This is a genomic window from Streptomyces kanamyceticus (assembly GCF_008704495.1).
In the GTDB taxonomy this organism is placed as follows: Bacteria; Actinomycetota; Actinomycetes; order Streptomycetales; family Streptomycetaceae; genus Streptomyces; species Streptomyces kanamyceticus.
This window is the reverse complement of the sequence record NZ_CP023699.1, coordinates 3,630,337-3,650,620: the sequence shown is the minus strand read 5'-3', so window position 1 is coordinate 3,650,620 and position 20,284 is coordinate 3,630,337. Positions and strand designations below refer to the sequence as shown.

Annotated in this window: 19 protein-coding genes; 9 read left to right on the top strand and 10 right to left on the bottom strand. The window is 71.5% G+C overall.

Annotation, left to right across the window (positions count from 1 at the left end; all coding sequences use genetic code 11):
• Window positions 1-563 precede the first annotated feature (563 nt).
• From CP970_RS14765 to CP970_RS14755, 3 genes are all read left to right on the top strand, one after another.
• The gene (locus CP970_RS14765) at window positions 564-2,372 is read left to right on the top strand and encodes a trypsin-like peptidase domain-containing protein (protein WP_450262691.1); all 1,809 of its coding nucleotides are present in this window, start codon (window positions 564-566) and stop codon (window positions 2,370-2,372) included.
• Between the two features lie 124 nt (window positions 2,373-2,496).
• Window positions 2,497-2,979 (top strand): sec-independent translocase, encoded by a 483-nt coding sequence (locus CP970_RS14760; protein WP_055543850.1) that lies wholly within the window; start codon window positions 2,497-2,499, stop codon window positions 2,977-2,979.
• A 120-nt stretch (window positions 2,980-3,099) separates the two neighbouring features.
• Window positions 3,100-3,768 (top strand): hypothetical protein, encoded by a 669-nt coding sequence (locus CP970_RS14755; protein WP_224058442.1) that lies wholly within the window; start codon window positions 3,100-3,102, stop codon window positions 3,766-3,768.
• Window positions 3,769-3,858: 90 nt separating this feature from the next.
• Here the strand turns inward: CP970_RS14755 and CP970_RS14750 are convergent, their stop codons facing one another.
• From CP970_RS14750 to CP970_RS14740, 3 genes are read right to left on the bottom strand one after another with little or no spacing between them, the layout of a single operon-like run.
• A complete protein-coding gene (locus CP970_RS14750; RefSeq protein ID WP_079043142.1) occupies window positions 3,859-4,992 on the bottom strand; it encodes an Mrp/NBP35 family ATP-binding protein in 1,134 nt (377 codons plus the stop codon).
• Window positions 4,993-5,036: 44 nt separating this feature from the next.
• Window positions 5,037-5,594, bottom strand: coding sequence for a DUF1003 domain-containing protein (locus CP970_RS14745; protein WP_055543847.1), 558 nt, complete (start codon window positions 5,592-5,594; stop codon window positions 5,037-5,039).
• Window positions 5,584-6,858, bottom strand: a complete 1,275-nt coding sequence (locus CP970_RS14740; protein ID WP_055543846.1) for a magnesium transporter MgtE N-terminal domain-containing protein — start codon at window positions 6,856-6,858, stop codon at window positions 5,584-5,586. Before CP970_RS14740 ends, CP970_RS14745 begins: the two co-directional genes overlap by 11 nt.
• Window positions 6,859-7,051: 193 nt before the next feature.
• Here CP970_RS14740 and CP970_RS14735 point away from each other — a divergent pair, with 193 nt between their 5' ends.
• A complete protein-coding gene (locus CP970_RS14735) occupies window positions 7,052-7,822 on the top strand; it encodes a hypothetical protein (RefSeq protein ID WP_055543845.1) in 771 nt (256 codons plus the stop codon).
• 91 nt (window positions 7,823-7,913) lie between these two features.
• On the opposite strand, the gene CP970_RS14730 is transcribed toward CP970_RS14735, so the two are convergent.
• Both CP970_RS14730 and CP970_RS14725 read right to left on the bottom strand, forming a co-directional pair.
• Complete coding sequence (locus CP970_RS14730; RefSeq protein ID WP_055543844.1) at window positions 7,914-8,444, bottom strand: hypothetical protein; 531 nt, start codon at window positions 8,442-8,444, stop codon at window positions 7,914-7,916.
• A gap of 23 nt (window positions 8,445-8,467) precedes the next feature.
• Complete coding sequence (locus CP970_RS14725) at window positions 8,468-9,604, bottom strand: magnesium and cobalt transport protein CorA (RefSeq protein ID WP_055543843.1); 1,137 nt, start codon at window positions 9,602-9,604, stop codon at window positions 8,468-8,470.
• A gap of 500 nt (window positions 9,605-10,104) precedes the next feature.
• Between CP970_RS14725 and CP970_RS14720 the strand changes: the two genes are divergently transcribed.
• Complete coding sequence (locus CP970_RS14720) at window positions 10,105-10,689, top strand: suppressor of fused domain protein (protein ID WP_055543842.1); 585 nt, start codon at window positions 10,105-10,107, stop codon at window positions 10,687-10,689.
• An 18-nt stretch (window positions 10,690-10,707) separates the two neighbouring features.
• On the opposite strand, the gene CP970_RS14715 is transcribed toward CP970_RS14720, so the two are convergent.
• Window positions 10,708-11,961 (bottom strand): MFS transporter, encoded by a 1,254-nt coding sequence (locus CP970_RS14715; protein ID WP_055543841.1) that lies wholly within the window; start codon window positions 11,959-11,961, stop codon window positions 10,708-10,710.
• Window positions 11,962-12,124: 163 nt separating this feature from the next.
• Here CP970_RS14715 and CP970_RS14710 point away from each other — a divergent pair, with 163 nt between their 5' ends.
• From CP970_RS14710 to CP970_RS14700, 3 genes are all read left to right on the top strand, one after another.
• Complete coding sequence (locus CP970_RS14710; protein WP_055543840.1) at window positions 12,125-12,766, top strand: DUF6758 family protein; 642 nt, start codon at window positions 12,125-12,127, stop codon at window positions 12,764-12,766.
• 285 nt (window positions 12,767-13,051) lie between these two features.
• Window positions 13,052-13,918 (top strand): PHP domain-containing protein, encoded by an 867-nt coding sequence (locus tag CP970_RS14705; protein WP_055543839.1) that lies wholly within the window; start codon window positions 13,052-13,054, stop codon window positions 13,916-13,918.
• 145 nt (window positions 13,919-14,063) lie between these two features.
• The gene (locus CP970_RS14700; RefSeq protein WP_055543854.1) at window positions 14,064-14,669 is read left to right on the top strand and encodes a MarC family protein; all 606 of its coding nucleotides are present in this window, start codon (window positions 14,064-14,066) and stop codon (window positions 14,667-14,669) included.
• 74 nt (window positions 14,670-14,743) lie between these two features.
• Here the strand turns inward: CP970_RS14700 and CP970_RS44195 are convergent, their stop codons facing one another.
• A complete protein-coding gene (locus tag CP970_RS44195) occupies window positions 14,744-14,896 on the bottom strand; it encodes a hypothetical protein (protein ID WP_098244621.1) in 153 nt (50 codons plus the stop codon).
• Between the two features lie 239 nt (window positions 14,897-15,135).
• Between CP970_RS44195 and CP970_RS14695 the strand changes: the two genes are divergently transcribed.
• Window positions 15,136-16,089, top strand: coding sequence for an NYN domain-containing protein (locus tag CP970_RS14695; RefSeq protein WP_063805985.1), 954 nt, complete (start codon window positions 15,136-15,138; stop codon window positions 16,087-16,089).
• A gap of 2 nt (window positions 16,090-16,091) precedes the next feature.
• Here CP970_RS14695 and CP970_RS14690 read toward each other — a convergent pair whose 3' ends face one another.
• From CP970_RS14690 to CP970_RS14675, 3 genes are all read right to left on the bottom strand, one after another.
• Window positions 16,092-16,988, bottom strand: coding sequence for an alpha/beta fold hydrolase (locus CP970_RS14690; RefSeq protein WP_055543838.1), 897 nt, complete (start codon window positions 16,986-16,988; stop codon window positions 16,092-16,094).
• Between the two features lie 253 nt (window positions 16,989-17,241).
• Window positions 17,242-17,763, bottom strand: a complete 522-nt coding sequence (locus CP970_RS14680; protein ID WP_055543837.1) for a DUF4232 domain-containing protein — start codon at window positions 17,761-17,763, stop codon at window positions 17,242-17,244.
• A gap of 139 nt (window positions 17,764-17,902) precedes the next feature.
• Window positions 17,903-20,167: a DEAD/DEAH box helicase gene (locus tag CP970_RS14675; RefSeq protein WP_055543836.1), complete on the bottom strand. Its 2,265-nt coding sequence runs from the start codon at window positions 20,165-20,167 to the stop codon at window positions 17,903-17,905.
• Window positions 20,168-20,284 lie beyond the last annotated feature (117 nt).

Genomic DNA, 20,284 nt, shown 5'->3' with positions numbered 1-20,284 from the left:
ATCGGCGTCCGCCGCGGGCCAGTTGTGGGGAGAACATGGACGAGGGGAAGCCCACGAAGGCGAAGTGGTGGAGCCGCCCCCGGCCGGACACACAGGGCCCGGCCCCGGACTCCGCGCCGCAGCCCACCCAGGACCCATCCCGGCCCCTGCCTCCGGCGGCCGAACCGTCGCCCGCCCCGCCCTGGCCGCAGGACGACGCGTCGCCGCCCGTGCCCGGCGCTCCGGCGGATTCGGTGGCACCGGCCCCGCACGGCTCGATGCAGGGCGGCTCGGCGCCGTCCGCGCCCGGCGCCCCGGCGGATTCGGTGGACCCCGCCTCGCAGGCCTCGGCCCCGCAAGCTCCGATGCCGTCCGCGCCGATACCGGATGGCCCGACGCCGAGTGCCCCGATGCAGGGCGGCTCGGCGCCGTCCGCGCCCGGCGTGCCGGCCGATTCGGTGCCCCCGGTCTCGTATGACTCGGTGCCGAGTGCCCCGATGCAGGGCGGCTCGGCGCCGTCCGTGCCCGGCGCCCCGGCGGATTCGGTGCCCCCGGTCTCGTATGACTCGGTGCTGAGTGCCCCGATGCAGAGTGGCTCGGCGCCGTCCGTGCCCGGCGTCCCGGCCGATTCGGCGCCCCCGGTCTCGTATGACTCGGTGCCGAGTGCCCCGATGCAGGGCGGCTCGGCGCCGTCCGTGCCCGGCGTCCCGGCCGATTCGGTGCCCCCGGCTCCGCAAACCGCGATACCGAGCGCGCCGATGCCCGGCGCACCGATGCCGAGTGGCCCAACCTCCGGTGACTCGGCGGCGCAGGCCCCGCCCCTCGCCCCCACGCACGACACCGACGCCGCGTTGCCCGCCGAGCGCCCGCGTCCCCTGCACGATCCGGACCCCTACGGCACACCGCCGTACGGCGAGCCGGGGCCCTGGGCCCTCGCGCCGCCGGTCCAGCACCCGGCGGCGACCCCGGCCCACGGGACAGCGCTCCCGCAGCCCCCGCACGGGGCTACACCTCCGCACGGCACGCAGACCCCGCCCCCTGTCCACGGCATGGCGCTCCCGCAGCCTCCGCACGGGGCTACGCCTCCGCACGGCACGCAGCCCCCGGCCCCGGTCCCGCCCCACAGCTCCACGCCCCCGCACGGCACCCCGGCCCCGGCCCCCGCCCCCTACCCCGGAGCCCCGGCCCCCGGCGGCCCCCCGCCCCGGCAGCCGTACGACCCCTGGAACGCGCCGCTCCAGCAGACCGGGGCGTTGCCCGCCGAGCCGCCGGAGAAGCGGCGTAAGCGGGCGCGGCGCGTGGTCGTCGTCGGGTTCGTGTTGATCGCTCTCGTGTCCGGTGGCATCGGTGGGGCCATCGGGTCGTACCTGGAGCGCAACGGTGGCGTCGGTGACATCACGCTGCCGCAGGCGGACACGGAGTCCAAGGACCGGCCCAAGGGCAGCGTCGCGGGCATCGCGTCCGCGGCCCTGCCCGGCGTCGTGACCCTGCACGTCAGCGGCGATTCGGCGCAGGGCACCGGCACCGGCTTCGTGCTGGACTCCAAGGGCCACATCCTGACCAACAACCACGTCGTCGAGCCCGCGGGGACCGGCGGCGAGATCACGGTGACCTTCAGCGGCGGCCAGACCGCCAAGGCCGAGGTCATCGGCCGCGACTCCGGCTACGACCTGGCCGTGGTCAAGGTCTCCGGCGTCCGCGGACTGCACCCGCTGACCCTCGGGAACTCCGAGAACGTCCAGGTCGGCGACCCCGTCGTAGCGATCGGCGCGCCCTTCGACCTGGAGAACACGGTGACCTCCGGGATCATCAGCGCCAAGGAGCGGCCCATCACCGCGGGCGGCGAGAAGGGCGACGGCAGCGACATCTCCTACGTGGACGCGCTGCAGACCGACGCCCCCATCAACCCGGGCAACTCGGGCGGCCCGCTGGTCGATTCGAAGGCCCGTGTCGTCGGCATCAACAGCGCCATACGCTCCGCCGACGACGGCTCCGAGCAGGGCGGCGGCCAGGCGGGGTCGATCGGCCTCGGCTTCGCCATCCCCATCAACCAGGGCAAGCGCGTAGCCGAGGAGCTGATCAACTTCGGCAAGGCGACGCACCCGGTGATCGGCGTCACGCTCGACACGGAGTTCACCGGCGACGGCGCCCGCATCGCCGACAAGGGCAAGGACGGCGGCCCCGCCGTCAACGCGGGGGGACCGGGCGACAAGGCGGGTCTCAAGCCCGGCGACGTCATCACCGAGGTGGACGGGAACGCCGTGCACTCCAGCGACGAACTCATCATCAAGGTCCGCGCGCACCGCCCCAAGGACCGCCTGCAGCTGACGGTCGAGCGCGGCGGCGCCGACCGCGAGGTGACGCTGGTGCTCGGCTCGGCGGGCGGGACCTGAGTAAAGGACTGGCCAGGTGTGTCCCGGGTTGTCGTGCAGCGGCTACCGGACAGACACGAGCGGCGGGTACCGTGGTCACGGTCCAGACCACGCAACGGGCTGAGGACATCGCAAGGAGTTCAAGGTGTTCAATGACATTGGCGCACTCGAGATAGTGACGCTGGTCGTCCTCGCCGTGCTCATTTTCGGCCCCGACAAGCTGCCGAAGGTCATTCAGGACGTCTCCCGCACGATCCGCAAGATCCGCGAGTTCTCCGACAGCGCGAAGGCGGACATAAGGGAAGAGCTCGGCCCGGAGTTCAAGGACTTCGAGTTCGAGGACCTGAACCCGAAGAAGTTCATCCGCAAGCAGCTCGACAACGACGAGCTCGGGCTCAAGGAAATCCGCAACGGCTTCGACCTCAAGAAGGAGATGAACGAGGTCGCGGACGCCGTGCACGGCCGCGAGAGCGACTCCTCGGACGGCTCCGACGGCTCCGACGGCTCTTCGCAAGGAGCGCCCGCCTCGCTCTCCAAGGGAGCCCGCGTCGACATGCTGAAGCAGCCCGCGGAGCCCAAGAAGCTCGAAGCCGGGGACCGTCCGCCGTTCGACGCGGACGCCACCTGAGCCATCTCCTGAGCCACCGCCGGGAACGGGTGTGGCTATCCTGCCTTGTTGTCCGGCGTGAGGACGCCCGAGGGGGGCGGGCCGCGCCGGACCGACGAGAGCGAGGAGGCGGCCGGGTACATGGAGACGACAAGTCGCGTAGGCGCGCAGGCGCCGGCCGCGGACGGCACCGCACAAGCGGTGCCCTCCGCCCGGCGCACGGTCGACGGCTACCTGCTGGCGCCCTTCCCCTGGTACGGCCTTGACGAGGCCTTCACGGGGCAGCGCTGGCTGATGCAGGTCGGCGCGACGGCGGACGGTGCCGTGGAGCACGGTTCGATCGGGCACGGCGACGAGCCGTCCGTCCGTGCCGAGGGCACCCTCGGCAACAGCGACAAGGAGCGCTTCGCGGTCGTGGTGACCGTCGCGGCCAATCCCGTACGGCGCAGCTCCGACGGCACCGGCGTCCTGGAGGCCACCTCGGTCTCCTCCGCGGCCTGGCTCGCCGGTGTGGGCCTGCTGTCCCACACCTGGCCCGGGCAGATGGACCACACGCTGCGCGACGACTGGCTGGACCAGCAGACGGAGACGGCCTGGGTCCTCGCGGACGACCTGGAGGGCTCCGACTGGTCGGCGCTCTCCCTGCCGGTGGACGGGGTGCCGACGCCGTTCCACTACCGCGAGTCCGAGTTCGGCTGGGTCCTGGCGGGCTCGACGAAGGAGGGCGTGCACCTTGGCGCCTATGGGCGCGGGATGAGTGCGTACGGCCTTGGCTTCTCGGTGATCAAGGACATCGCCTCGTACGCATAGCGCTGCGTGGAGCGGGGTTTCGTGGGGCGCGTGGTTTTCTGCGGGCCGGCCGTGGCTGGTCGCGCAGTTCCCCGCGCCCCTTCGGGGCACTCAGAACTTGTTGCGCGGCGTGACCCCCAGCGACATGCCCGCCAGGCCGCGCTGGCGGCCGCCCAGCTTGCCCGCGATGGCGCGCAGCGCCGAGCCCGCGGGGGAGTCCGGGTCGGTCAGGACGACCGGCTTGCCCTCGTCGCCGCCCTCGCGCAGGCGTACGTCGATCGGGATGGAGCCGAGGACGGGAACCGTCGCGCCCGTCGTCTTCGTGAGGCCCTCCGCGACCCGCTGACCGCCGCCCGTGCCGAACACGTCGACCATCTCGTCGCAGTGCGGGCAGGGCAGCCCGGACATGTTCTCGACGACGCCGACGATCTTCTGGTGGGTCTGTACGGCGATGGATCCCGCGCGCTCGGCGACCTCGGCCGCGGCCTGCTGGGGCGTCGTGACGACGAGGATCTCGGCGTTCGGCACGAGCTGCGCCACGGAGATCGCGATGTCGCCCGTGCCCGGCGGCAGGTCGAGCAGGAGCACGTCCAGGTCGCCCCAGAAGACGTCGGCGAGGAACTGCTGGAGGGCGCGGTGCAGCATCGGTCCGCGCCACACGACCGGTGCGTTGCCCGGGGTGAACATGCCGATGGAGATGACCTTCACGCCGTTCGCGGACGGCGGCATGATCATGTTCTCGACCTGGGTGGGCTTGCCGTCGGCGCCCAGCATGCGGGGTACGGAGTGGCCGTAGATGTCCGCGTCCACGACGCCGACCTTCAGGCCGTCCGCGGCCATCGCGGCCGCGAGGTTCACCGTCACCGAGGACTTGCCGACGCCGCCCTTGCCGGAGGCGACCGCGTAGACCCGGGTCAGGGAGCCGGGCTTGGCGAAGGGGACCTCGCGCTCGGCGGTGCCGCCGCGCAGCGCGGCGGCCAGCTCCTTGCGCTGGTCGTCGCTCATCACGTCGAGCGTGACGTCGACGTGCGTGACGCCCTCGACGGCGGCGACCGCGTCCGTCACGTTCTTGGTGATCGTCTCGCGCATCGGGCAGCCGGAGACCGTCAGGTACACGGTGACCGCCACCGCCCCGTCGGGGGCGATGTCCACAGATTTGACCATCCCCAACTCGGTGATGGGTCGCTGGATCTCGGGGTCGTTCACCGTCGCCAGTGCTTCAAGCACCGCGTCTTCCGTAGCCATACGACCGATAGTACGGCGCGGTAACCCGGGCCGGGAAAGGCCCGTCAACGGTCGCCTACATCACTTCCCCGCGAGCGCTCCCGCGGGAATAGGGCGCGCTGCTCCTCCAGCTCCTTGACCAGGTCCTGGAGTTCGGAGCGGATCCAGTCGCGGGTGGCGACCTCGCCGAGGCCCATGCGGAGCGAGGCGATCTCGCGGGTGAGGTACTCGGTGTCCGCGATGGAGCGCTCGTTCTGCTTGCGGTCCTGTTCGAGGTTGACGCGGTCGCGGTCGTCCTGGCGGTTCTGCGCGAGCAGGATCAGCGGAGCGGCGTACGACGCCTGGAGGGAGAGCATCAGCGTCAGGAAGATGAACGGGTACTGGTCGAAGCGGTAGGCGTCGGGGGCGGCGATGTTCCACACCACCCACAGGATGATGACGACCGTCATCCAGACGATGAACCGGCCCGTGCCGAGGAACCGCGCGATCCGCTCCGACATCCGCCCGAACGCCTCGGGGTCGTAGTCGGGCAGCAGCTTGGTGCGCGGCACGCGTGGCTGGTCCAGGCGGAACCGGGAGGGCCTCGGCTCGGTGCGGTTCTCGCGCTCGCGGTCAGCCGCCATGCCCCGCCTCCTCCTCCAGATGGAACTCGGTCTCGCGCCAGTCGTCGGGCAGCATGTGGTCCAGTACGTCGTCGACGGTGACCGCCCCGAGCAGTGCGCCGCCCTCGTCGACGACGGGCGCGGCCACCATGTCGTACGTCGCGAAGAACCCGGCGACGGCGGGCAGGGTGGCGTCCGGGGCGAGGGGCAGCAGGTCGTCGTCGAGGATCGAGCCGACCAGCGTGTAGGGCGGATCGCGGAGCAGCCGCTGGAAGTGCACGGTGCCCAGGTACTTGCCGGTCGGCGTCTCGTCCGGCGGGCGGCACACGTACACCTGTGCGGCGAGGGCGGGGGAGAGGTCCTCCATGCGCACCCGTGCGAGGGCGTCGGCGACCGTGGCGTCGGGGCGGAGCACGATCGGCTCGGTCGTCATCAGACCGCCCGCGGTGCGCTCCTCGTAGGCCATCAGGCGCCGCACGTCCGCCGCGTCGTCCGGCTGCATCAGGGTGAGCAGGCGCTCCTTGTCGTCCTCGGGCAGCTCGGCGAGCAGGTCGGCGGCGTCGTCGGGGTCCATGGCCTCCAGGACGTCCGCCGCGCGCTCCTCCTTGAGCTTGCCGAGGATCTCGATCTGGTCGTCCTCGGGGAGCTCTTCGAGGACGTCGGCGAGCCGGTCGTCGTCGAGGGCGGCCGCGACCTCGGCCCGCCGCTTCGGCGAGAGGTGGTGCAGGACGTTGGCGAGGTCGGCGGGGCGCAGCTGTTCGAAGGTGGCGAGCAGGCTCTCGGCGCCCTGCCCGTGCTCCTCCAGGGAGAAGCCGTCGACGGCCGACCAGTCGACGGTGAGCGTCTCGCCCTTTCGCCGGAACGTTCCTGCCTTGCCCTTGCGCACGAAGACCCGGTCGATCTCCCAGTCGCGGCGGGCGGGCAACTGCTGGACCGACACGTCGAGGACGGTCACCTCCTCGCCCGAATCGACGAGCTTGACCCTGCGGTCGAGCATCTCGCCGAGGACGAGCCGTTCGGTCGGCCGCTGTTCGAAGCGCCGTACGTTCAGTACGCCCGTGGTGATGACCTGGCCGGACTCGACGCCGGTGACGCGGGTCATCGGCAGGAAGATCCGCCGCCGCGTCGACAGCTCCACGACCAGGCCGAGCAGCCGCGGGGGCCTGCGCCCGACGCGCAGCATCACGACCACGTCGCGCACCCGGCCCACCTGGTCGCCGTTCGGGTCGAACGCGGGGACGCCGGAGAGGTGGGAGACGAATACTCTGGGGGCGCCTGCCGCCATGCGTGCGCTCCCTTCTCACCTGGGGATTCATCCCGCTTGATCCGGCAATACGGGCTTCAGGCTAGCCCGTCCCTGTCGGATGCGCCCCGGCGGAGGCTCCGGACGGACTGGCGCCGAGCCGCTGCGCCGGCAGAGGTACGCTGCCGTACTGCCGAAGCCGTAGAGGCCGTCCGCACGAGAGGCAGCGCCACCTGTGACCGCACTTCCCCCGGCAAGCCGCACCCGCAGGGCCGCACTCGTGAGCGCGATGTGCGCGGGCCTGGTGGTGGGGGGCACCAGTCTGACGGGGTGCAGCAGCGAGGACCCGGACGCGGGCACCAACGGCGTCGGCAAGCTCCCCGCGTCGAAGATCCAGAGCAAGGCGAGCAAGGCCGCGACGGACGCGCCGGCCGTCCGGCTCTCCGGCACCGTGGTGAGCAAGGACCACACCTACACCTTGGACATGCGGGTCAAGGACGAGGGCGGCACCGGCACGGTCACCTCCAAGGGCCAGACGTTCCAGCTCCTGCGCGTCGGCGAGCAGCTGTACCTGAAGGCCGACTCGGAGTTCTGGACGCACAAGAAGAGCGCGGGCGACGGGAAGGGCGCCAAGGGGGACGAGACGGCCGCGGCCAAGCTGGACGGCAAGTACGTCAAGGTCCCCGAGGGCGACCCCGCCTACCAGCAGCTGAGCGGCTTCACGGACAAGAGCGTGCTCCTCGACGGCATGCTCACGCTGCACGGCGAACTCGCCAAGGGCGACCGCGGCAAGACGGGCAGCACGCGCACCATCAAGATCACCGGCGACGAGGGCGCGGGCGGCACCCTGGACGTCTCCCTGGACGGCAAGCCCTATCCCCTGCGCCTGGAGCGCGGCGGCCACGCGGGCACCCTCAAACTCACCGACTGGGGCAAGGACTTCAAGGCCGAGGAGCCGGACAAGACGGAACTGGTCGACTACGGGAAGCAGCTGCCGACGTCATGAGGCACTGAGCCCCGCAGGGGCGAGTGCCGAAGGGGCGCGGGGAACTGCGCGAGCAACCACGACGGGCCCGCACCCGAAAGCGGCGAAAACCTCAGCGGCGCTTCCGCTTGAAGAGCAGCCGGGGCAGAGCCCCCGGCACCGGCTGACGCGTAGTCGCCGCAGTCGGCAAGGGCGCGGCGGCAAGCGACCCGGAGGGCACCTCCGTCACTGCCCCACGCGGAGTGAGCCGTACGACCCGGCACTGCGAGGCCCACCGCTCGGTGATCCCCTCCGCGTCGGACGCGTTGAGCCGCTTCCCTTTGAGCTCGGCGACAGCCGCCTCCCACGGCTCGGAGCCGGGCGCCAGCTCGCTCACGTCCGCCGTCCAGGCGACCACCCGGCCACCCTTGTCCTTGCTGCGCACGGTGACCTCGGCGCGGCCCCCGTCGACGAGTCCCGGCAGCGGCTGCTCGTCGGGACCGTCGCCGACCAGGTGCGCGGCGCCCTCGTGCCAGACGTGCCACAGCGCCCGGGCGGGCGAGCCCTCGCCCTGCACCCAGATGAGGCCGGACTTCTTGGTGGCCTCCTCGACGAGAGCACGGTCGAGCAGCGGGTCGGCGGCCGCGGCGGGGTCAGCAGTCATGGCGGCAGCCTATCGAGTGACGCTCAGAGCCAGCCGTTGCGCTTGAGGGTGCGGTGGATGGCGAAGCAGACGCCGCCGATGAGGGCGAGCACCATCGGGTAGCCGTAGCGCCACTTCAGCTCGGGCATGTGCTCGAAGTTCATGCCGTAGACCCCGCAGACGGCCGTCGGTACGGCGATGATCGCCGCCCACGAGGTGATCTTGCGCATGTCCTCGTTCTGGGCGACGGCGGCCTGCGCGAGGTTGGCCTGAAGGATCGAGTTGAGCAGCTCGTCGAAGCCGATCACCTGCTCCTGCACGCGCGTGAGGTGGTCGGCGACGTCGCGGAAGTACTTCTGGATGTCGGGGTCGACGAGCCGCATCGGCCGCTCACTGAGCAGCAGCATCGGGCGGAGCAGCGGGGACACGGCCCGCTTGAACTCCAGGACCTCGCGCTTGAGCTGGTAGATCCGTCCGGCGTCGACACCGCGCGAACTGCCCTTGCCCTTGCTCGGCGCGGAGAACACCTCGCTCTCCACCTCGTCGATGTCGTCCTGCATGGCGTCGGCGACCGCGAGGTAGCCGTCGACGACGTGGTCGGCGATGGTGTGCAGGACGGCGGAGGGGCCCTTGCCGAGCAGCTCGGGGTCCTCCTGGAGGCGGCGGCGCAGGGCGCGCAGCGAGCCGTGCCCGCCGTGCCGCACGGTGATGAAGAAGTCCCGGCCGGTGAAGCACATCACCTCGCCGGTCTCCACGATCTCGCTGGTGGCGGTGAGTTCGTCGTGCTCGACGTAGTGGATGGTCTTGAAGACCGTGAAGAGCGTGTCGTCGTAGCGCTCCAGCTTGGGCCGCTGGTGGGCGTGGACCGCGTCCTCGACGGCGAGCGGGTGCAGCCCGAACTCGGCCGCGATACCGGCGAATTCGGCCTCGGTCGGCTCGTGCAGGCCGATCCAGGCGAAGCCGCCCCGCTTGCGCACCTCCAGCATCGCCTCGTGCGGCGTGAGGGCGTCGGCGCACTCAAGGCGCCGCCCGTCGCGGTAGACGGCGCAGTCGACCACGGCCGACGCGGCGTCCCTGGTCGCGTCGTACGGGTAGGGGGAGGTGGGCGAGGCGGGGTAGCCGCTGCCGTCCTTGCGCAGCGAGGGGCGGACGGCGGCACGAAGGTCGCGGATCATCGACATGGGCAGGCTCCTTCGACGGAGGCCGCCTGCAACGGTTGGAACTGCCCGGAATGGGGACGTCCTACTGCGGGAATGTTTGGCACGTCCACAAAGCGGGGAGCACCGCACCGTTGCGGTGGCAGCTTCGCTACTGACACAGATCAGGGAACTCAGACAGATCAGGTGAAAACGAAGTGCTCTTCCGTCGCACACGGCACGAACAGTGCATGCGGTGCGTGTGTGTGCGTGCGCAGCTACCGGGCTGCGTGATTCACCGGGCGGAAGAGCGGGTGGTACTGCACGGTCGACTTCGGTCCATTGCAGCCCCACCTCCTCCGGCCGGTCCCCCGTAAGGGAAGTCCCATGCGCCCTCTGCGCCCGTGGCGCAGAGTCAGTGTCTGTCTGCAGGGCTTGAAAGCGACGCTTCTGCGTGCTGCCCTGAGCCAGCGGCCAACACTATCAGCCGACTGAAGTGTCAAGCCCCCGCTTTGCGCTTCACTGACGAGTTCTATGCTCGCGTCATGGCTGATGTTCTTGCCCTCGTCGAGGCCCGTCTCCGCACCGGCCTGGGGGAACCCGACGCGCGCGCCGCGGTGACCTTCCTCGGCACCGACCGCTTCGAAGTGCTGCGCTTCACGGACGGCGACGTCGTGCGCTACGCCACGCTCGGTATGTCGGTCCAGCCGATGACCGACCCCACCGCCGCACTCGCCGACCCGGTCAAGGGCCCGCGCGCGGAGCTCGTCCTTTCGGTACGAGGAGGGCTCGCCGACACCGACAAGGTGCTGCGCCCGCTGGCCGTGCTCGCCGCCTCGCCCCAGGTCGAGGGGCTGGTCGTGGCGGCAGGGGCGTCCCTTGACGTGGGCGAACCGCTGTGGCCGGGCGCGCCGTTCACCTCGGTGCTCGTCGCGGAGTCCGGCGGCCTGGTCGAGGATCTGGACCTCGACGAGCCCATGGATCCCGTACGGTTCCTGCCCCTCCTCCCCATGACGCCGAACGAGGCGGCGTGGAAGCGGGTGCACGGCGCGGCGGCCCTCCAGGAGCGGTGGCTGAACAGCGGGACGGACCTGCGCGATCCGCTGCGCAAGTCCGTGTCGCTGGACTGAAATCCCTTGTCGTGAGCCCTAGTTGGCGAAGACCGTGACGCCATCCTCCGTGGCGTGCTTCGGTTCGAGCTCCTCGGCCTCGTGCGTGAGGGCGTTCCTGCGCACCCGCACCACGACCGCGCCGAGCACCGCCGTGACCGCCGCGACCACGAACGGGATGTGGATGTTGCTCCACTCCTCGATCTTCGGCGCGAAGAACGGCGCGGCCGCCGCGGCGAACCAGCGCACGAAGTTGTACCCGGCGCTGGCCACCGGGCGCGGCGCGTCGGAGACGCCGAGGGCGAGCTCGGTGTAGACGGTGTTGTTCACGCCGATGAACGCGCCGGACAGGATCGTGCAGACGACAGCCGCGGTGTGGTTGCCGTACCCGAGGACCAGGACGTCCGCGGCGAGCAGCACCAGCGAGCCGCCGAGCACCTTCAGCGACCCGAACCGCTCCTGGAGGCGCGGCGCGACGAGCACCGAGAAGACCGCGAGCAGCACGCCCCAGGCGAAGAAGACCGCGCCCGACTTGTACGGGGTCATGTTCAGCACGAACGGCGTGAAGGCCAGCACGGTGAAGAACGTGTAGTTGTAGAAGAACGCCGAGGCCGCCACGGAGGCGAGCCCGCCGTGGCCCAGTGCCTTGACCGGGTCGAGCAGCGAGGTCTTCTTCGCGGGCTTCGGCTGTTCCTTGAGGAACGCCGTGATGCAGAGGAAGCCGATCGCCATCAGCGCCGCGGTGCCGAAGAACGGGTAGCGCCAGCTGGCGTCGCCGAGCAGCGCGCCGAGCAGGGGGCCGCACGCCATGCCGAGGCCGAGCGCCGACTCGTAGAGCAGGATCGCGGCCGCGCTGCCGCCCGCCGCCGCGCCGACGATGACGGCGAGGGCGGTCGACACGAAGAGCGCGTTGCCCAGGCCCCACCCGGCGCGGAATCCGACGAGCTCACCGACCGACCCCGACGTACCGGAGAGGGCGGCGAAGACCACGACGAGCGCGAGGCCGAGGAGCAGGGTCTTCTTGCCGCCGATGCGGCTGGAGACGAAGCCGGTCACCAGCATCGCGACGGCGGTGATCAGGAAGTACGAGGTGAACAGGAGCGAGACCTGGCTGGCGCTCGCGTCCAGGCCCTTGGCGATGGAGGGCAGGATCGGGTCGACGAGGCCGATGCCCATGAAGGCCACGACGGACGCGCCCGCGGTGGCCCATACGGCCTTCGGCTGGCGCAGGAGGCTGGTCGCTCCCGCGTCGAATGGATCCCCTTCGGCGGGGCCTCCCGTACTGCTGTTCATACAGCCGCTCCTTCACTGCTTCCAGCGAGTTCGTTGATGTATACACATATTAAGTTAGGGAGGCTAAAGGATGCAAGCTACATCTAGTTTTGCCTGGTGACGGCGCCACCGGACGGGTGATCGTCCTTGACGGGGCGACGACCGGGGAGGACCGTTGGGCGCTATGAGGGGCGAACCCAGTTGCCCGAAGTGTGGTGGCCGGGTCAGGGCTCCCGGTCTCTTTGCCGACTCCTGGCAGTGCGACGTGCACGGCACCGTGCACCCGCTGCAGCCCGTGATCCCGCCCAGCGTCGAGGCCCTCCAGGTCGTGGTGCGCCGCGCGCAGGTACCGGTGTGGATGCCGTGGCCGCTGCCGGTCGGCTGGCTGTTCACGGGCGTGGTCTGCGCGGGTGACGACCGCAGCGGCGGGCGGGCGACCGCGGTGGCCTGCTCGGGGCCCGCGCCGCTCGGCGGCGTCGGCGAGCTGGTGCTCGTCGCCGAGGAGCTGGGCGTCGGCCTCGGCGCGCGCTACGCGGGCATCGACGGACCCGACCCAGGACCCCACATGGGCGTCGAGAAGCCGCCGCAGGCCAAGGTCCTCGCGGCCGGCAGACCGACGCCGATGTGGCACGTGTCGGGCACCCCGGACGACCGCGCCGTCTTCGCGGGCGAGGCGCGCGGCCTGTGGCTGTGGGCCATCGCGTGGCCGGAGCAGTCGGGGCTTCTGATGTACGACGAACTGGTGCTCACGGATTTGCGGGACGCCGGTGCGGAAGTGGATCTTTTGCCGTGTGGGGCGCTGTCACCGCGCCTGCTCATGCCTTAGCGGCTGGACCGGCGCCGCCTCCATGCCTCCGGACCGGTACGGCCCGCACCGGGGCTTCGCGCAGTTCCCCGCGCCCCTGACTGAGACGTCGCCGGTCGGTGCGTTGTGGTTAAGGGGCGCGGGGAACTGCGCGAGACCCCGGTGCGGGCCGTACGGGGCAGGGGCACCAGCCACGGGAGCCGCTCCGTGAGCGACGCCTCGCTCCGCGCGGCGGGTGGAGCGGCCGGTTCCCGTTATCCTTGACCGTCCCCTTACGCCGTCCCGCCAGAGCCTGGAGTCCGCAGCGTGCGCATCGATCTGCACACCCACTCCACCGCCTCCGACGGCACGGACACCCCGGCCGAGCTGGTGGCCAACGCCGCCGCAGCCGGGCTCGACGTCGTCGCGCTCACCGACCACGACACCACCAGGGGATACGCGGCGGCCATCGAGGCCCTGCCCGCCGGGCTCACCCTCGTCACCGGCGCGGAGCTCTCCTGCCGCCTGGACGGCGTGGGCCTGCACATGCTCGCTTACCTCTTCGACCCCGAAGAGCCGGAGCTCGCCCGCGAGCGCGAGCTGGTCAGGGACGACCGGGTGCCGCGCGCCAAGGCGATGGTCGGCAAGCTCCAGGCGCTCGGTGTGCCGGTGACCTGGGAGCAGGTCGCGCGCATCGCGGGCGACGGTTCCGTCGGGCGCCCGCACGTCGCGGAGGCCCTCGTCGAGCTGGGCGTCGTGCCCACCGTCTCCGACGCCTTCACGCCCGAGTGGCTCGCCGACGGCGGCCGTGCGTACGCCGGGAAGCACGAGCTCGACCCCTTCGACGCCATCCGCCTGGTCAAGGCGGCCGGGGGCGTCACCGTCTTCGCGCACCCCGCGGCCGCCAAGCGCGGCCAGGTGGTGCCCGAGGCCGCGATAGCCCGGCTCGCCGCGGCGGGTCTCGACGGCATCGAGGCCGACCACATGGACCACGCGCCCGAGACCCGCGCCCGGCTGCGCGGCCTCGCGGCGGACCTGGGCCTGCTCGCCACCGGGTCCAGCGACTACCACGGCAGTCGCAAGACGTGCGTGCTCGGGGAGTTCACCACCGACCCCGAGATCTACGGCGAGATCACCCGCAGGGCGACCGGGGCGTTCCCCGTGCCGGGCGCGGGCGGACACTCCGCCGCGTAGCGCCCCGCGACACCCTCACACCACTCCATTCACTCCACCGCGCCTCCGCGATGGTTGCTGCCGTGCCCTGTGCCCGTGCCTCGTGCCCGGCGCCGTCCGGCGTGGCTCCTTCGTACGCCTCTCGACTCTCTGCAAGGCCATCACTGTGTTCGACGTCGCCGTTTTCGGATCCCTCTTTCTCACGCTATTCGTGATTATGGACCCCCCTGGGATCACCCCGATCTTCCTCGGTCTGACCGCGGGGCGCCCCGCCAAGGTGCAGCAGCGGATGGCCTTCCAGGCCGTCTGCGTCGCCTTCGGCGTGATCTCCGTCTTCGGTCTCGTGGGCCACCAGATCCTCAACTACCTGCACGTCTCCGTGCCCGCGCTGATGATCGCGGGCGGACTCCTGCTGCTGCTCATCGCGCTCGACCTGCTCACCGGCAAGACGGACGAGCCGAAGCAGACCAAGGACGTCAACGTCGCGCTCGTACCGCTCGGCATGCCGCTGCTCGCCGGGCCCGGCGCGATCGTCTCGGTCATCCTGGCCGTGCAGAACGCCCACAGCGCCGCCACGCAGATCTCCGTCTGGTCGGCGATCGTGGCGATGCACGTGGTGCTGTGGCTGGTGATGCGGTACTCGCTGCTGATCATCCGCGTGATCAAGGACGGCGGCGTGGTCCTGGTGACCCGACTCGCGGGCATGATGCTGTCCGCCATCGCCGTGCAGCAGATCATCAACGGCGTGACGCAGGTGATCAAGGGCGGCTGAGGTCGCGCGGACGCACGAAGGGCCCCGGCACCAACTGGTGCCGGGGCCCTTCGACGTCTGCGTACGCGTAAGTGTTACGAAGCCGAGGATTCGGCCGGGCGGATATAGATGCGCTGGCCTATGGCTGCGGCCTGCTGCACGATCCGGTTGACGGAGGCGGCGTCCACGACGGTGCTGTCCACGGCGGAGCCGTCGACGTCGTCAAGTCGCATGATTTCGAAGCGCATGGTGGCTTCTCCCTTCGTCTGGTCATCCTCCTGAAGGAGAACTACTGAGTGTGGCCAGGCCGTTGCCTGCCCGTTAAGTGTGGGTTGCGGGGCTAGAGCGCCCCGCGTTCCTGATGGGTACAACGAGTTGCTTCCAGCAAACATTCCCTACGCTAAGGAAATTTTTCGCGAACCTAATTACCTACGAGTAGCGGGACCGGTTGTGTTCGCTGTGTGACCGGCGGGAGACTGGGTTCCCTATGAACGACGCCGACCACAGCGCAGCCGCCCCGGACGCGGGCGAACCTGGCGCGGACGAGATCAGCGCAGCCGACATCAGCGCTCAGCTGGAGCGCGCCAATGGCCTCCTGGAGCGGATGCTCGCCGAGGTGGCCAAGACCCCGTCCACCCACGCGATCTTCGTCGACGCCGGGTATCTGTACGCGGCCGCGGGGCGGCTCGCCACGGGTACCGAGGACCGGCGCGCCTTCGATCTCGACGCCGAAGGGCTCATCGAGGCGCTCATCGACAAGGCCCGCACGATCTTCGCGGACAGCCGTCTGCTGCGCGTCTACTGGTACGACGGCGCCAGGCGCCGCATCCACACGACCGAGCAGCAGTCCATCGCCGAGCTGCCCGACGTCAAGGTCAGGCTCGGCAACCTGAACGCCAACAATCAGCAGAAGGGCGTCGACTCGCTGATCAGGACCGACCTGGAGTCCCTCGCCAGGCACCGCGCCATCAGCGATGCCGCGCTGATCGGCGGCGACGAGGACCTGGTCTCCGCCGTCGAGGCCGCACAGGGGTACGGCGCGCGGGTCCACCTCTGGGGCATCGAGGCGCCCGACGGACGCAATCAGGCGGAGCCGCTGCTCTGGGAGGTCGACAGCCAGCGCACGTTCGACCTCGACTTCTTCAAGCCGTACGTCACGCGGCGAGCGGCCACGACGTACGAGGCGGGCCCCTCCGCGCACCGTCCCTCGCGCGACGACGTCCGCTTCGTCGGCGCGCAGATCGCCGCGAAGTGGCTGGCCGCGCGGGGGCGCGAGGCGCTGGTGGGACTGCTCCCCGGGCATCCGTACCTGCCCGGCTCGGTGGACCAGGAACTCCTCGTGGAGGCGGAGCGGCTGCTGCAGTACTCGCTGCGCGGGCAGTCGGATCTGCGCAGGGCGCTGCGGGACGGGTTCTGGGACCACCTGCAGACGCAGTACTGACGTCAGGCCCGGTGCCGGTCCCAGAAGGCGATCAGGGCTGCCGCCGTCTGTGCCGGGCGGTCCGTGTTGGGGGAGTGCTCGGCACCGGCGATCACCGAACGGTGCGCCCGCAGGCGGTGCGCCATGTCGTCCAGGAGCGGCACGGGCCAGGTGTCGTCGCGCTCGCCCGACAGGACGTGCTTGGGCGGCGGCGTCGCGGCGAGCTCGTCGACCCGGTCCTGTTCCGTGCAGAGCTGGCGGGCCGTGGCGATCAGCTGGGCCGGGTTGTGCCGCAGCCAGCGGGCGCGCAGGGCCTCGCTGTCGTCGGCGCTGTCCTCGGCGCCGGTGTCCGCGTCCTGCGGGGGCGGCGGCTCCATGGCCCGCATGGCCTGCCACACCTCGTCCATCGACAGCACTCCTACGGCGTCCGCCAGCATCGTGGCGCGGGTCTGCTGGGTGGGAGTGATCGCGGCGGGGCCCGACGACATGAGGGTGAGCGAGGAGAAGGTGCCGGGCGCCAGGAGCACGGCGGCGCGGGCCACCTGGCCGCCCAGGGAGTGGCCGAGCAGCGCGAGGGCACCGGGACCGGCACTGGTTTCGTCGCCGAGTGCCGCCGCCTGGGCGAGGGCGTCGCGGGCCAACTCCTCCTGGGCGTACGCCGATTCGTCGTCCGGCCCCGCGGTCTCGTACTGCCCGCGCCCGTCCACCGTGACGGCGCGGTAGCCCGCGGCGGCGATCGGCTCCAGGAGGGCGATGAAGTCCTCCTTGCTGCCGGTGAAGCCGGGGAGCATGAGGACGGTCCCGGCGACCGGGACGCCGCGCGGCGGGACCGCGTCGAGCACCGCGAAGTCACCGCGGGCGGTCCGGAGGGTGCGCGCGGTGGCGCACGGGGGCGGGACGAAGGTGGGAGGCCTGCTCATGGGCCGAGGCTAACCGGTCGGCTCCATGGCGGGGCAGCGCGCCTGCCTCGTGCCGCCCGGGGCGCGTCAGGCGGCGTCGCTTGTGGCGCATCGCGGGGAATACGGTCCACATCCGCAGGCGCGTCGTGGCTGGTCGCGCAGTTCCCCGCGCCCCTTCGGGGCGCACCCGAACCGCACCGAACTTCCACAAGGCCGCTTAGACGGCCCGCCCGGCCCCGGTACGCCGGGCAGGAGCGGGCCGTCCGCCCGTGTCTCAGGCGGGCAGCGCGGCGTCGGCCTGGGCCCGTGTCGGCTTCCACCACGTCGTCACCGGCTCCCAGACGCGCACGCCGTCGGGCAGGCCGAGTGCGTCGGCGGTGAAGCGGCGGCCCGCGTGCAAGGGGTCACCCGCGACGGTCACGAAGTCCACGACGCGTGCCTGCGGGTTGCCCGGGTCGTCGACGGTGCGCACGGCCGCGTACGCCGTACCGCCCGTGGCGATCTTGTACGGGGCGCTCTCCGACGGCGGCACCGGCTGGGCAGCGCCGTCCAGGTTGCCGAAGGTGACGGTCGGGACGCGGTCGACGACGCAGGCGGGGCCGCTGTTGGTGACGCTGATGCGGAGTACGCCGGGCTCGGCCGACGCGGACGCCACCACGCGCAGCGACGCCTCCTTGCAGGTGGCCGCGCGGGCGGCGGACGCGTCGGGATGGGCCTCCGCGGCGGGGGCGAAGGTCAGCAGGGTGGCGCCGAGGCCTGCCGTGGCCGCGGCGGCGAGCAAGGAGCGAGCGTGCATCGGGTTACGTCCTCTGTTCCGCTTGTTCCGGATGATCCGCTGTCGTCCTGGATGACCGGTGAAGGGGCCCGGTGGTTGTACGACGCGCGAAGGCCCGCCCCGAACGGGGGCGGGCCTTCGACGAGCGCGTGACCTGGCGTCAGCTTTCCGTGGTCTCCACGGGCTCCGCCTTCTTGCGCGTACGGCGCTTCGGCTTCTCGGCGGGTGCCTCGGCCTCGGCCGCTTCCACCGGAGCGGCGGCGGCCTTGCGGGTCCGACGCTTGGGCTTCGGCTCCTCCACGGACTGCGCGGGGATCTCGGCCTCGACGGCGGCTTCGGCGGCCTTGGCTGCGGCGGTCTTGCGGGGCTTGCGCTTCGGCTTCTCGGCCGGGGCCTCGGCCTCGATCTCGGGGACGGCGGCCTCGGCGACCTTCTCCGCGACCTTGCGCGTACGGCGACGCGGCTTGGCGGCCGGGGCCTCGGCCTCGGCGACCTCGACAGCCTCGACGGCGGCTTCGGCGGCCTTGGCCGCGGCGGTCTTGCGGGGCTTGCGCTTCGGCTTCTCGACCGGGGCCTCGGCCTCGATCTCGGGGACGGCGGCCTCGGCGACCTTCTCCGCGACCTTGCGCGTACGGCGACGCGGCTTGGCGGCCGGGGCCTCGGCCTCGGCGACCTCGACAGCCTCGACGGCGGCTTCGGCGGCCTTGGCTGCGGCGGTCTTGCGGGGCTTGCGCTTCGGCTTCTCGACCGGGGCTTCCGCCTCGATCTCGGGGACGGCCGCCTCGGCGACCTTCTCCGCGACCTTGCGCGTACGACGACGCGGCTTGGTCACCGGAGCCTCGGCCTCGACAGCTTCGACGACGGCCTCGGCCACGGGAGCCTCGGTCACGGTCGCCGTGCTCTCGGCCGTGGCCAGGGCCTCCGACGCTCCGCCGCGCGTGCGGCGGCGACGGCGCGGGGTGCGCGGCTCCGTCGCCTCGGGGGCCGCGACGGCCTCCTGAGCGGCGGGTGCGACCGGCGCGGTCGTGGCGGCCGGGGTGGCGGTGGCGTCCAGCGGGCTGCCGCCGCGCGTGCGGCGACGACGGCGCGGCGTGCGCGCGGGGCGCTCGTCCTCGGCCGCGGCGGGCGGGCCCGAACGGTCCCGGTCCCGGTCCCCCCGGTCACGATTGCGGTCGCGGCCACGCTCGCGGTCCTCCGTACGACCGCCGGAGCGGCCACCGCGGCCGCGCCCACCGGTCTCGCCGAGGTCCTCGATCTCCTCCGCGCCCAGACCCGCACGGGTCCGCTCGGCGCGCGGCAGAACACCCTTGGTGCCCACCGGGATGTCGAGCTCCTCGTACAGGTGCGGGGAGCTGGAGTACGTCTCGACCGGGTCGGGGAAGCCCAGGTCGAGGGCCTTGTTGATCAGCTGCCAGCGCGGGATGTCGTCCCAGTCGACCAGCGTGATCGCGATGCCCTTGGCGCCCGCACGGCCGGTGCGGCCGATGCGGTGCAGGTAGGTCTTCTCGTCCTCGGGGGACTGGTAGTTGATGACGTGCGTGACGCCGCCGACGTCGATGCCGCGCGCGGCCACGTCGGTGCAGACGAGCACGTCGACCTTGCCGTTGCGGAACGCGCGCAGCGCCTGCTCGCGGGCGCCCTGGCCGAGGTCGCCGTGCACGGCACCGGAGGCGAAGCCCCGGCGCTCGAGCTGCTCGGCGATGTCGGCGGCGGTCCGCTTCGTACGGCAGAAGATCATCGCGAGTCCACGGCCTTCGGCCTGGAGGATGCGCGAGACCATCTCGGGCTTGTCCATGTTGTGCGCGCGGTACACGTGCTGCTTCGTGTTCGCGACGGTCTGGCCCTCGTCGTCCGGCGCGGTGGCGCGGATGTGCGTGGGCTGCGACATGTAGCGACGGGCGAGGCCGATGACGGCGCCCGGCATGGTCGCCGAGAACAGCATCGTCTGGCGCTTCGCCGGAAGCATGTTGATGATCTTCTCGACGTCGGGCAGGAAGCCCAGGTCGAGCATCTCGTCGGCCTCGTCGAGCACCAGGCACTTGATGTGCTTGAGGTCGAGCTTGCGCTGGCCCGCGAGGTCGAGCAGTCGGCCCGGCGTGCCGACGACGATGTCGATGCCCTTCTTGAGGGCCTCGACCTGCGGCTCGTAGGCACGGCCGCCGTATATGGCGAGGACGCGGACGTTGCGCGCCTTGCCCGCGGTCAGGAGGTCGTTCGTCACCTGCTGGCAGAGCTCGCGGGTGGGGACGACGATGAGGGCCTGGGGCGCCTCGGTCAGCTGCTCGGGCTTGGCGCGGCCCGCTTCGACGTCGGCGGGGACGATCACGCGCTCCAGGAGCGGGAGTCCGAAGCCGAGCGTCTTGCCGGTGCCGGTCTTGGCCTGGCCGATGACGTCCGTGCCGGAAAGGGCGACGGGGAGCGTCATCTCCTGGATGGGAAAGGGATTGATGATGCCGACGGCCTCAAGGGCCTCGGCCGTCTCGGGAAGAATCCCGAGCTCTCGGAAAGTCGTAGTCAGGGCAATGCCTCTTCTGTGAGACGC